Annotated in this window: 12 protein-coding genes; 2 read left to right on the top strand and 10 right to left on the bottom strand. The window is 33.1% G+C overall.

Going from position 1 to position 13,167, the window contains the following annotated elements; translation table 11 throughout:
• Positions 1 to 21: 21 nt before the first annotated feature.
• Together ccpA and ACX6U0_RS14735 are read right to left on the bottom strand one after the other, a co-directional pair.
• On the bottom strand, positions 22 to 1,020 hold the full coding sequence (ccpA, locus tag ACX6U0_RS14740) for a catabolite control protein A (protein WP_464960642.1): 999 nt from the start codon (positions 1,018 to 1,020) through the stop codon (positions 22 to 24).
• Between the two features lie 259 nt (positions 1,021 to 1,279).
• Complete coding sequence (locus tag ACX6U0_RS14735) at positions 1,280 to 2,350, bottom strand: bifunctional 3-deoxy-7-phosphoheptulonate synthase/chorismate mutase (RefSeq protein ID WP_464960641.1); 1,071 nt, start codon at positions 2,348 to 2,350, stop codon at positions 1,280 to 1,282.
• A 218-nt stretch (positions 2,351 to 2,568) separates the two neighbouring features.
• Here ACX6U0_RS14735 and ACX6U0_RS14730 point away from each other — a divergent pair, with 218 nt between their 5' ends.
• Positions 2,569 to 2,958, top strand: coding sequence for a rhodanese-like domain-containing protein (locus ACX6U0_RS14730; protein WP_464960640.1), 390 nt, complete (start codon positions 2,569 to 2,571; stop codon positions 2,956 to 2,958).
• Between the two features lie 98 nt (positions 2,959 to 3,056).
• Here the strand turns inward: ACX6U0_RS14730 and galE are convergent, their stop codons facing one another.
• The 3 genes from galE to ACX6U0_RS14715 form a co-directional block, all read right to left on the bottom strand.
• Positions 3,057 to 4,046 (bottom strand): UDP-glucose 4-epimerase GalE, encoded by a 990-nt coding sequence (gene galE, locus ACX6U0_RS14725; RefSeq protein WP_464960639.1) that lies wholly within the window; start codon positions 4,044 to 4,046, stop codon positions 3,057 to 3,059.
• Between the two features lie 211 nt (positions 4,047 to 4,257).
• Entirely contained in the window at positions 4,258 to 4,587 is a 330-nt protein-coding gene (gene ytxJ / locus ACX6U0_RS14720; RefSeq protein WP_464960638.1) for a bacillithiol system redox-active protein YtxJ, read from the bottom strand.
• The gene (locus tag ACX6U0_RS14715; RefSeq protein ID WP_464960637.1) at positions 4,553 to 5,050 is read right to left on the bottom strand and encodes a DUF948 domain-containing protein; all 498 of its coding nucleotides are present in this window, start codon (positions 5,048 to 5,050) and stop codon (positions 4,553 to 4,555) included. Before ACX6U0_RS14715 ends, ytxJ begins: the two co-directional genes overlap by 35 nt.
• A 201-nt stretch (positions 5,051 to 5,251) precedes the next feature.
• Between ACX6U0_RS14715 and ACX6U0_RS14710 the strand changes: the two genes are divergently transcribed.
• The gene (locus ACX6U0_RS14710; protein ID WP_464960636.1) at positions 5,252 to 6,367 is read left to right on the top strand and encodes an aminopeptidase; all 1,116 of its coding nucleotides are present in this window, start codon (positions 5,252 to 5,254) and stop codon (positions 6,365 to 6,367) included.
• A gap of 247 nt (positions 6,368 to 6,614) precedes the next feature.
• Here ACX6U0_RS14710 and ACX6U0_RS14705 read toward each other — a convergent pair whose 3' ends face one another.
• The 5 genes from ACX6U0_RS14705 to ACX6U0_RS14685 all read right to left on the bottom strand — a co-directional run bounded on the left by ACX6U0_RS14705 (position 6,615) and on the right by ACX6U0_RS14685 (position 13,028).
• Positions 6,615 to 7,823, bottom strand: a complete 1,209-nt coding sequence (locus ACX6U0_RS14705; protein ID WP_464960635.1) for a dicarboxylate/amino acid:cation symporter — start codon at positions 7,821 to 7,823, stop codon at positions 6,615 to 6,617.
• A 146-nt stretch (positions 7,824 to 7,969) separates the two neighbouring features.
• Positions 7,970 to 9,001 (bottom strand): LacI family DNA-binding transcriptional regulator, encoded by a 1,032-nt coding sequence (locus tag ACX6U0_RS14700; protein ID WP_464960634.1) that lies wholly within the window; start codon positions 8,999 to 9,001, stop codon positions 7,970 to 7,972.
• 99 nt (positions 9,002 to 9,100) lie between these two features.
• Positions 9,101 to 10,669, bottom strand: coding sequence for an alpha-amylase family glycosyl hydrolase (locus tag ACX6U0_RS14695; RefSeq protein ID WP_464960633.1), 1,569 nt, complete (start codon positions 10,667 to 10,669; stop codon positions 9,101 to 9,103).
• A 72-nt stretch (positions 10,670 to 10,741) separates the two neighbouring features.
• Positions 10,742 to 11,605, bottom strand: a complete 864-nt coding sequence (locus tag ACX6U0_RS14690) for a sugar ABC transporter permease (protein ID WP_464960632.1) — start codon at positions 11,603 to 11,605, stop codon at positions 10,742 to 10,744.
• Position 11,606: 1 nt separating this feature from the next.
• Positions 11,607 to 13,028: a carbohydrate ABC transporter permease gene (locus tag ACX6U0_RS14685; protein WP_464960631.1), complete on the bottom strand. Its 1,422-nt coding sequence runs from the start codon at positions 13,026 to 13,028 to the stop codon at positions 11,607 to 11,609.
• Between the last annotated feature and the right edge of the window lie 139 nt (positions 13,029 to 13,167).

Here is a 13,167-nt window from a genome sequence, read left to right as displayed (position 1 = left end):
ATCGTTCTTAGCTTCCTTTTTTTATTTTGTTGATTGACGAATTTGAAGATGATGTGGAAGTATAACATGTGAATCTTCCACTGTTTCTTTATTCATATATTTTGTTAATAGACGCATTGCAACAGCGCCAATATCATACATTGGTTGTGCTACAGTCGTTAACTTTGGACGTACCATTAATGCAAGTCTTGTATTATCAAATCCAATAACTTCTAAATTATTTGGTATTAATAACCCATGATCCTGAGCACTATGAATCACTCCAATTGCCATTTCATCTGAAGCTACGAAAATTGCGCTTGGTGTTATATTGCGTTCATGAAACGTTTCAAATGCCTCACTACCTGATTCATAACTATGATCACCATATGTTAGTAAATTTTCGTCAAATTCAATCCCATTTTCTTGTAATGCTCTTAAATATCCGTTTAATTTACTTAAGCTAATGATGTTATTTTCAATTGGACCATTTACAAAAGCAACTGATTTATGACCTTTTTTAATTAAGTAGTCAACTGCATCAAAAGCAGCCTGCTCATAGTTAATATTAACTGAAGGAATAGTTTTTGCCTCATCATAAGTTGTTGCTAAAACGATCGGAACACCAGCTTTTTCGTATTCCTCCTTATGTACATCACTAACCGTTCCACCAATAAATAAAATCCCGTCAACTTGTTTAGCTAACATATTATTGATTAAAGTAATCTCTTTTTCAATATTTTCATCAGAGTTACTTAAAATGATATTGTATTTATACATTGTAGCGATATCTTCAATACCACGTGCAAGTTCTGCATAAAAACTATTTGAAATATCAGGTATAATAACCCCTACAGTCGTAGTTTTCTTACTAGCTAATCCTCTTGCTACCGCATTTGGTCTATATCCTAAACGACTAATTGCTTCATTTACTTTTTTTCTAGTAGTAGGCTTAACATTTGGATTGCCATTTACTACGCGAGAAACAGTAGCCATGGAAACGTTTGCCTCTCGTGCGACATCGTAAATTGTAACCGTCATTTTTATCACTCCTCTATTCATTTCTATCTATTATGTAGTTTGTTTGTATTTCAGTAAAATAGTCATAAATTGTCATATTCCACAAAAATAGTACCTTCAGTATATCTTATAGTGAATTGTATATTCATTCAATAGAACGATTAGAAAAAATGTAAAATATTTGCAGATTTTTACTATATAGAGCTAATTTAAAACAAATTGTCACAAATTATTCAAAAAAAGCACTACAGGAATGAATCCTATCAGTGCTTTATGAACATTATCTATTCATGAATGAATGTAATTCTGACATAAATTGCTCATATTGTACAAAATTCATTTGCTGTGTTGAATCACTTAATGCTGTTGCAGGGTCTGGATGAACTTCTGCCATTATTCCATCTGCACCAATCGCTAAACCTGCTTTTGCTGCCGGAATTAATAAATCTCTTCTTCCTGTCGAATGGGTTACATCAACTAAAACAGGCAAATGCGTCTCTTGTTTTAATATCGGTACTGCTGTAATATCTAATGTATTTCTCGTAGCTTTTTCGTACGTACGAATACCACGTTCACATAAAATGATTTCTTGATTTCCTTTTGACATGATGTACTCTGCTGCATAAATAAACTCTTCGATAGTTGCTGCTAAACCACGTTTTAATAAGATTGGTTTATTAACTGATCCTGCAGCTTTTAGTAATTCAAAGTTTTGCATATTTCTTGCACCAATTTGAATGATATCGACATATTCTAGAGCCATTTCAATATGCTCTGGACTGACGATTTCACTAATAATAGCTAGTCCATGATTTTGACCGACTTCTTTTAGTATTTTTAAGCCTTCTTCTCCAAGACCTTGAAAATCATAAGGTGAAGTACGTGGTTTAAATGCTCCTCCACGCATAATCTTAACACCTTGTTCTTTTAGAACCTTTGCGACTGAATCTACTTGCTCATAGCTTTCAACTGCACAAGGTCCGGCAATAATGATTGGACTTCCATCGCCTATTTTTACTCCATTTACTTCAACAATCGTATTTTCAGATTTTCTTTTTCTAGATACTAATAAAACTTTTTTATCATCTTCTTCTTGAAGCTCTAAACTACATTTAAAGATTTCTTTGAAAATGTGTTGCAGTGTAGATGTGCTATATGGTCCTTCATTTTGATCAGCAATATAATCAAGCATTTTACGTTCTCTAACAGGATCAAATCGTTTTACACCTTTATCTATTTTCGCAATGCCTATTTTCTTAACAATTTCTCCTCTTTTATTCAGTAATTCAAGCATCTGATGATTAATCTCATCAATTTCACTTCTTAGTTGATCTAAATCATTGTTGTTCAATTTAAGTCCTCCTTGCAAATAACCTAATATATCTCATTTGTTATTATGACACTTTCTAGAAAGCTAATCAAAATAACTGCATGATATGAGAAAAATAGTGTTTCAATTCATTTTCAATGTGTCGATTATTTGATAGTTATCCTATATTAGGTGTAATGTATAGTATGAAGTTTCCAATTTAAGGGATTTCTACGATATACATTAATGGAGGTAATAAAATGGCAATTACTTTTAAACAAATGGTAGCAGAAGCTCGTGAAAATGTTCCTGGTATTAGTTCTGCTGAAGCACGTGAAAAAATTAATGCAAATCCTGATACTTTCGTTATTGATGTTCAAGATGCGAAGGATTCTGGCGCTTGTGGGTTAATTCCAAGTAGCGTAAATATTTCACTTGGTATGCTACCAATTCGTGCTGACCTTGAGTTACCTGAACATCTACGTGAGCCAAGATTAGCTGATAGAAATCGTCCCGTACTAGTTACATGCGGTGCAGGAGGACAAGCTTCATTAGGTGCTTATTTACTAAAAAAAATGGGCTTTACTGATGTAGCATATATCGACGGCGGTACTGCAGCATGGAAAGCAGCTGGATTCGACGTAGAGTAAGCGTTCTTCATCTTAATGCTATACCTATTTTTTACTAAAAAAAACGTGCATTTAAGCACGTTTTTTCTTTTTGATCTGATGTATTTTATTATAGATTCCTACTTTGGATAACCGGTTTGATTCGATTGATGCCAGTTCCATGCGTCTTTTATGATTTCATGGATTGAAGCTCGCTTCGCTCTCCATCCAAGGACATCAACAGCTTTTTCTGAAGATGCAATTAGACGACTAGGGTCACCTTGCCTACGCTCTGTTACTTCCGACGGAATACTATGTCCAGTAACTTCTCTTGCTGTTTCAATGATTTCTTTAACTGAGTAACCTTGACTGCTACCAAGATTAAAAATATTACTTTCTCCTCCATTTTGTAGATAATGTAGTGCGAGGATATGTGCTTCTATTAGGTCTTCAACATGTATATAATCACGGATACAAGTTCCATCATGTGTATTATAATCGTTTCCATAGATTGATATATGGTCCCGTTGATTTAAAGCTACTTGAAGGACAAGAGGGATTAAATGTGTTTCTGGTTGATGATCCTCACCTATTTCTCCTGTTGCTCTTGCACCAGCAACATTAAAGTATCTTAATGAAACAAATTTCACTTTATGGGCAATATCACACCACTTCATTAGTTTTTCCATAATCAATTTTGTCTCACCATATGTATTTGTAGGATTTGTAGGCATTTCCTCGGTAATTGGCATAATGGTTTGTTCACCATATGTAGCTGCAGAGGATGAGAATACAATGTTTTGTACACCAAACTCAATCATGACATCCAACAATACTTGAGTCCCATATACATTATTATCAAAGTACTTAATAGGTTGCTCCATTGACTCTCTTACTAGTGAATTAGCAGCAAAATGAAGAACTCCCTCAATTTTTTCCTTTTCAAAAACAGATTGAAGAAATTCTTTATCCCTAATATCACCTTGATAAAAGATTGCGTTCGAATGAATAGCTTGACGGTGTCCAGTCTGTAAATTGTCGACAACGACAACTTCATAGTTTTGATCGATTAGCTGATACACTGCATGTGATCCAATATAACCAGCTCCACCAAGAACTAAAATACTCATTTTTTACCTCCTGTGTGATGCGATATGGATTTCATTTGAAAATCTCTCACGTGTTTTTTGTAACTGGTTTCTATCTTCATTATATTTTCAGCTTTTAATTTCACGCCTCTTTTATTCAGCAAGTTTGTTATTTTAACTAAAAAAATACCTCAGTACAGTAAGATTTACTATACTAAGGTATTTCTTTAGATATAAAACAACTAAATATTGTCTACTTATTTAAAAAAGCATTCTCAATAGAGTCTTTTTTAATGGAAAAGTGTGATGTATTAAATACTGCTTTTCCATTTTCAAAAATGAATAATTGAGGCGACTCATGTTTAATTGATGTTTTATCTGCTATATAATTTGATAACTCTCGATCATTCTGTACTTGTAAATAATATAAAGGAATATTTTCATAAGCTGTATCAAATGCAAGGAATTCAGTATATGCTGCATGACTGATTGGACATGTCGTACTATGTTTTAAGAAGATGAACTTCTCGTTTGAGCTAAGTAATTCATCAAACTGTTGAATCGTTGAAATTCGATTGACCATTTTTCTTTTTTCCCTCACGCTTCGTTTTAAACTTTTCCCAAATATCAATTGCAGTATTTCCCCATTGTAGAGCTTGGGACACTTTTTCAGTACTTGTTTTTACTGTATTTGTGACATTTGTTGCAGTATCTCTTACTTTTTCGTTCATTTCAGCAATCGTAACGCCAACTTCTTCTACTGATTTAGCTAATACATCAAGGGATTTTGCACGCTCACGCATATCTTTTGCTAATTCATTTGAATTTCTAACTAAAGTTTTAGCTTCTTCAGCTAAATGATTCGAAGTATGTATGAATTGAACTGTTTCCACACTAACATCATGTAAATCTTTTTGTGTCTCTGACAGTGTCGTTTCTACCTCTCTAAACACTCTTTCTAATCTAAACAATGTGCGACTAATAAATACGACTAAAACAACAAATGCGATTGCTGCAATTAATGCACTAACTGAAATTAGATTCATTTTAAATTGACCCCTTTCATACAGTAGCTTTCCACAAAATTAATCACTTATTTCGTATTATACTACAAAATTTACCAAACACTAAATATGTCATTTTATAAGTTTTCAAATTCTTTTGTAAAAAAAGAATACTATCAGTAAACAAAACTGACCAAATAGTTTACAATAGTATTATAGTCTTAAATAATGGAGGGAATTTTCATGAAAGATCCACGAATTGCTAAGTTAGCTAAAAACTTAATCAATTACTCAGTAAAATTACAACCAGGTGAAAAAATCCTGATTGAGAACTTTAAACTTGAAACTGAATTAGTAACTGCACTAGTAAAAGAAGCATATGCTGCTGGTGGGTTTCCTTTCGTTTCAATAAAAGATCATAAAGTAGACCGCGCATTATTAATGGGTGCTACAGAAGAACATTTTAATAAAATTGCTGACTATGAAGCAAATGTAATGAAAGACATGGATGCGTATATCGGTTTACGTTCTGGTGTTAATATTAGCGAACTTTCTGATGTACCTGATGAAAAAACAAAAATTCATGGTAAAACAGTTGGTCATAAAGTACATAGAGAAATCCGTGTTCCAAAAACAAGATGGGTTGTATTACGCTTCCCTACAGACTCAATGGCTCAATCTGCAAAAATGAGCACTGAAGCTTTCGAAGATTTCTATTTCGATGTTTGTAATCTAGACTACGGTAAAATGGACAAAGCAATGGATGCTCTTGTATCGTTAATGAACCGTACTGACAAAGTATCAATCAAAGGTCCAGGTACTGATTTAACATTCTCAATTAAAGATATACCTGCAATTAAATGTGCTGGTGAAATGAATATTCCTGATGGTGAAGTATTTACTGCACCTGTACGTGATTCAGTAAACGGTACGCTTTCTTATAATACGCCATCTCCTAACAATGGCTTTACGTTTGAAAATGTTCAGCTTAAATTTAAAGATGGTAAAATCGTTGAAGCTACTGCAAACGATTCAGAACGTATCAATAAAATTTTTGACACAGATGAAGGCGCTCGCTTCATTGGTGAATTTGCAATTGGTGTAAATCCATATATCTTACACCCAATGGGAGACATCTTATTCGACGAAAAAATCGATGGTAGCTTCCACTTCACTCCTGGTCAAGCTTACGACGAAGCATACAATGGAAATAACTCAAACATTCACTGGGATATGGTTTGTATCCAACGTCCAGAATACGGTGGCGGAGAAATTTATTTCGATGACGTATTAATCCGTAAAGATGGCCGCTTCGTAGTTGAAGAACTACTAGGCTTAAACCCTGAAAACCTAAAATAATATTTTAATGGAAATACCACATATTCAGTGAATATGTGGTATTTTTTTGAAGATTTATCATTTGACTTGCGCATAGGTCATCAGGACATGCAACCAGGAATTGAGTCAATCATGAATCAAGTTCCAAAATTCAAGTATCCATTTTTTATATTTAGAATTAGAATAAAAAAAGGGAACTAATTAACAACTAATTAGTTCCCTTTTCTTGTCCAATTTTAAAATTTTCTCTAAGCAGAGTAAATTACCCTTAAGCAGATTTCTTTCCATTTGTCATTCGTTCTACTAGCATACTTGCAGATAAGTCCCCTGTTGCATTTAACATTGTTGCAGGAGGATCAATAATTGTACTGATCGCCGCTAGAATTGGTAAGGCTTCAACTGGTAAACCAAATAACGAAAGGATTAACATCTCACCTATCATCCCACCATTAGGTATCGCTCCCATAACCATTCCAACTAATAGCGCAATTCCGATTGTCACAAGATATATATTTAATCCTGAGAAATTCATATGGAATACTCCGAATGCGAAGGCAATTTTTACAACGCCTCCCATTACAGATCCGTCTTTATGAAGCGCACTCGCAAGCGGTATAACAGTTTCTCTTACGTTTTTCGATACGCCCATTTTTTCAGCAGATTCAAAGTTTGTAGGAATTGTTGCAGCACTACTACAAGTTCCAAGTGAAGTTAGCGTTGAAGGGATAACATTTTTCCAATAACTGATAAAACCTTCACGGCCACCAGCCATATAAGCAAATATACTATATACAATAAAATATAATAAAATAGCTGTTACATAGTATAGTATAAATACTCTTGCATATGATCCTACTAATTCTTTTCCGTAAGTAGGTACAAGGTAAGCAAAATATGCTCCAAGTCCAAGCGGTGCAAGATACATAATATAGTTAACCATATTCATAATAACGATATTACCACTTGATAATAATTTCTTAACAATGTCAGCTTTTTCTCCAGCTTTATTAGTAGCCAAGCCGACTAAAACCGCAAATACGATAATTGCCATCATATTACTTCGAGAAAATAGTCCAGAAAAATCACCAACTGTAAATGTATTAACAATTTGCTCTGCCACTGATAAATCTTCAGTAGCATCAGGTTTAACGATTGGAATATTTACTCCATATGCAGGTGGATAGATTTTCATAACAACGAGCATAATAACCGCTGAAATAATACCTGTAAATAAGAAAACACCAGACATATTTCTGATCATTTTCCCAAAATTCTCTCCTCCACCATTCGCAAAGCTTGATGCGATTGAGAAAAATACAAGCGGTACAACAACAACAAATAATAAGTTTAAAAACAAGTCACCTATTGGCTTAAGTGCGAGCCCAACATTTTCTGACATTAAACCGATAATTGAACCTATTGCAATGCTAATAAGTAAAATCAACGGAAACGCATAATTTTTCCATGAAAACTTCATAAAGTTCCTCCTAATCTAGTTGCTATTATTGATAGTATAACGAAATATTTATTTTTTGTATCCTTTTATTAAAAATCCAATAGATTTAATCAAAGTAAAAAGAGAACACATAACATAATGTGTTCTCTTTTTTACGAAGCATTAGATTATTTTTTCGCTTGCTCGTCTAAACTTGATTGTCTCTCAACAATACGATAAGGTACAATCACACTTTTCGAATGTGTATCATTTGACTGAATTCGGTCGATTACTAGTTTAGTAGCTTCGTTTCCAAGTTGAAATATATTGACATCAACAGATGAAAGTCTAGGAGTCGCTAGTTCAGCTAGTACTAAATTATTGAAACTAATAACCGATACCTGTTCAGGTACTTGCTTCCCTAAATCAGCTAATGAGCTTAATATACCCAATGCGATGATATCATCAGCTGCTACAATAGCTGTTGGTGGTTCTTCTAATCTCATCAAATGATCAATCGATGCTTTACCACTTTCTAATAGGAAGTCATCATGAAAAACATATTCTTCATTTAATGGTAAACCAGATAATTTCATTGCATCACAATAACCACTTAATCTCTCCTGTGTTACAAGAAAATCTCTACTACCACCAACAAAGGCGATTTTTTGATGTCCTTTACGGATAAAAGTGTTCGTAACTTCTCTAGCTGCACCGTAATTGTCATTATCAATATAGGTAATTCTTTCAACATGTTGATATGGTTTACCAACAAGAACAAACGGAAATTCTTGTTTTAATAAATATTGAATAATTGGGTCATTTTCTCGTGAGTATAGAAGAATAATTCCATCAACACGTTTTCCCATTACCATTTTTTCTACTGCCTCAAGTATTTGCTCCTCTGTTTCACCTGTTGAGAGTAGTAAAGAATAATCCTTCATATGAGCAGTTGAACTGATTCCCCTAATTACCTCAGGGAAAAAAGGATTTTGGAATGATTTACTTGCTGAACTCGGCATAACAATCCCTAAAGTTTGAGATGTTTGATTCGCTAAGTTACGTGCATTTATATTAGGATGATATCCTAGATCCTCCATTATTCTTTTTACTTTTCGTTTTGTACGATCACTAATCAGTGAACTATCTGAGATAACACGAGAAACTGTAGAAGGGGCAACTCCAGCTGCTTTTGCTACATCATTTATTGTAACTCCCATCGTAACACCTCATTTTTTCTCTAGCTTATTTATATTTAAGTTTCTATTCTGCGATTAAATATATGATATCACTATCATAGGGGTTCTTGATATAGTACATTATTTTTGAATTTCAAAAATGATTGTGCCATAGCCATTTAAAGTAAGATTTGATTGATTAAAAGTAGCTTGATTCATATATAAATTCTTGGTGATTTTCTCTTTTACATTTAGTTTAATCGATTCTGCTTCAATATTATGAATGACTAAAATCTTTTGATTCTGACTTTCTCTATAATAAGATAAACTCGATCCTTCATTATAAGGACCTTCAATAAAATCACTAAAAATATCAAATGCCTCATTGTTATTTCTAACTGATATTAAATTTTTGTAATGAGAAAACATTGATTGAGGATTTTTTCTTTGTTCATCTAATGAAGCTAGTTCTTTATTTAAACTTATCGGCTCCCACTTTGTTGTACCGTCAGTTAGTGTTTTATTCCACTTAAATGGTTCCCTAATTTGCTCATCTGGCTTTTGCCCTAACATTCCTAATTCCTCACCATAATAAACATAGGCAATTCCAGGCAATGTTAAATAAATACTTGCTGCTAATTTTGCTTGTTCAAGATTTCCATTAACTTGGCTTGCTACCCGATTTTGATCATGATTGCTTATAAATACAGAATCGATAAATCGCTGTCCATCCTTCAATTTTTTTCCTTCAATTTCATTTGAAAAGAAAGATTGCAAGTCAAATGCTGTGCCAGTTTTCACAACACGCATTATTTGATCTGACCCATCAAAATTAAACATTGAATCAAATGATTCATAATATCTCTTTTGGTCATTAATCGGTTTCCAAACTTCTGCTATTACAAAGGCATCTGGATTGGTTTTCTTAACGTTGGATGTATATTCTTTCCAAAAATTTATATTTTTGCCGAGTACATTTGTACCCCGTTTATATTCACTTGGTTCAAATCCCATTGCTGCAGCGTCTAGACGAAATCCATCAATCCCTTTATCTAACCAAAAATCTGAGATTTTATATATTTCATTTCGTACATCTTCATTATCTAAATTTAAATCAGGCATTCCTTCCCAAAAGAATGCATGATAGAATTGTTTCCCTGCACGATACCATGGTCCTTTTAATGGAAAATCTTTGTCTTTCCCATCGTTGAAAATATAATAATCCTTATATTTCCCTTCACCTTTAACAGCCTTTTTAAACCAAGGATGCTGAATTGATGTATGATTAAACACCATGTCCATCATAATTTTAATATTTTTTTCTTTTGCAGTTTGTAATAGATTTTCAAAGTCATTCATCGAACCAAATTTGGGATCAATAGCATAGTAATCTAATACATCATATTTGTGGTATGAAGGAGATGGATGAATCGGATTCAGATAAATACATTGAATACCAAGTTCTTTTAAGTAATTCAATTTATTTTCTATCCCTTTTAAATCACCATATCCATCATTATTTGAATCAGCAAATGATATTGGAAATAATGAATAACATGTTCGAACATCTTCACTAAAAGTCTTACTTATATTAAAATTTTTGATTTTTTTATCTTCAATCGATGTTTTTTTTTCTGTTACAGTTTGATTCGAACATCCAATTAGTGAGGCAACACATAATAAAGCGATTAGCGTTTTTATTGATTTCATCTTCTGCCCTCATTTTGAAAAAAGAGTGAGATACTAGACCTCACTCTGTTCATTTTTATATTTTGTTACTGATTAGCCTTTATTAGCACCAGCAGTTACACCTTGAATAATGTATTTTTGTAACCATACATATAAAATCGTAATTGGAACTGCAACTAATACTGCACCAGCAGCAAACATTGTAAAGTTTTGGTTTGTTTGACCTTTAATTAATTCAAATAATCCGATTGCTAATGTTTTCTTTTCATTTGAACTAATTAACAAACGTGGAAGGATGAAGTCCATCCAAGGTGCCATAAATTGTGTTAAGGCAACGAATGTTAAAATTGGTTTTGATAAAGGTAAAATAATTTTAAAGAAAATTTGTGTCTTCGTTGCTCCATCAATCATTGCTGATTCATCCAGCGCTTTTGGCACTGCACCTAGGTATCCTTTAATTAACCAAGTATTAAATGGAATTTGTCCCGCTGCATATACCAATACTAATCCTAAGTGATTATTTAATAATCCAAAGTTTAAGAATAAGATGTAAATCGCAATCATTCCCATAAATGAAGGGAACATTTGTAGAACTAAAATTGCAACCATACCAAATTTTTTCCCTTTAAATTTAAAACGAGAAAATACATATGCTGCTGAAGTTGATAAAAATACTGAAATGACCATGTTTAATAATGCAATCTTTAGTGTATTCCAGTACCAAAGAGAAAACTTTGTCTTCTCAAATAATTCCTTGTAGTGTTCAATTGTAGGATTTTTTGGAATCGGTGTTGCACTTGCAAGACCTGTTGACTCTCCAAATGACGAACCTACAATCCATATAATTGGAAATAATACAACAATCGCAACTAATACTAGTAAAATGTAAGTTAATGATGTTAATAATGCGCTTCCAAAATTAAAACTCTTCTTGTTTATTTTTATATTTGTAGACATTTTAGAACTCCTCCTCTTTAAATTGCTTTGTACGAGTAAAGTTCCAAGCAGAAATTGATCCGATAATTAAGAAGATTAGAATCGACATAACAGACGCCATATTATACATACGGTTATCTAAAGTCAATTTGTAAATCCACGTAATTAGGATATCTGTAGATCCAGCAAACTGGTAATTCGGATTAGCTGGTCCACCTTCTGTTAAGAAATAGATAACGTTGAAATTATTAAAGTTTGTAGCAAATGACATAATTAATAGTGGTGCTGTTGCAGCAAGTACTAATGGGAAAGTAATTTTCCAAAATTCTTGAGTTCTTGTTGCACCATCAATTTTAGCAGCTTCATAAATTTCTTTATCTAAGCTAGTCATAACCCCAGTCATTAAAGCCATAAAGTAAGGGAAGCCCAACCATAGGTTAATGACAATGATTGTTGCACGAGCAATGTTTGGATGATTAGAATCTGTAAACCATCCGATTCGTTCTGCAGTCAAGCCAATATCTACTAGGAACTGAGAGATTGGACCAAATTGACCATTGAATAATGTTTTAAATACTAGAAGTGAAATCATACTTGGAATTGCCCAAGGTAAAATAAAAATTGTACGCCAGAATTTCTTACCTTTTACTCGATTACTATTTACGACGACTGCCATAAACAATCCACCAAAGAAACATGTTACTGTAGATAAAATTGCCCAAACAAATGTCCAAGTAAATACACCAGTAAATGTATGTGTCCAAATTGGTAAAGAAAATAAATTAACGAAGTTTTCGAATCCAACCCAGCTTACTAGTTTAGTAGGCGGTAAGTGGAATTTATTATAATCTGTAAATGCGATTAAAACGCCAAATATGATTGGCATTAAAGAAATTAGTGTCAACATAACCATTGATGGAATTAGAACGATAAATTCAAACATTCCATCCCATAAGTCTCTTAAGTATTCTCTTGAAGTTTGTACAAAGTTTGTTTCATTTAAAGTTCTTCTTACTTTGTATGCATCTTTTATGTTCCAATAGTATATTCCAATAAGTACTGAAATAAATATTAGTGCTATAATTCCATTTATTAAAAGTACAATTGAGTGATCACCCTCTGTTAGTCCAGTGATTCCCATCGTACGAGGCTGTGTACCAAGTGTTACTAAACCCCAAAAACCTTTTATAAAAAATCCACCATTTTCTCTTAAATAGAAACCTTCAGAAAGATCAGCTTTTGAATAGTGACCTGTTGCAATCTCAACTAATACAACCAATAATTGTACTGCAAAGAAGAATAATCCTTTTAAAAATTGCTTGTTTACGACTTGTCCAAGTCCCCAAATAAAGACTGACAGAATGGCTGGCAGTGATGGGTTCATATTTTTTGATCCGTTATCAGGTATATTAGGCTTTTGTTCTTTAACATTCGCCGTTGCCATATCTTTTCTCCCCCTTCCGTACCAAAAATCGGTACCCGTATATGCAAAACAATATCTTATTATCTTAAATTATGCAAATAGCAGAAACCGTTTGCATAATTAGTTGATAATACAGCCTCTCATATTGTTGAGAGGCTGT

The sequence above is a fragment of the Gottfriedia sp. ABJ_BB2_2 genome (assembly GCF_055484705.1).
The sequence above is the reverse complement of the archived record's forward strand: the minus strand, read 5'-3'. Positions and strand labels throughout refer to the sequence as shown.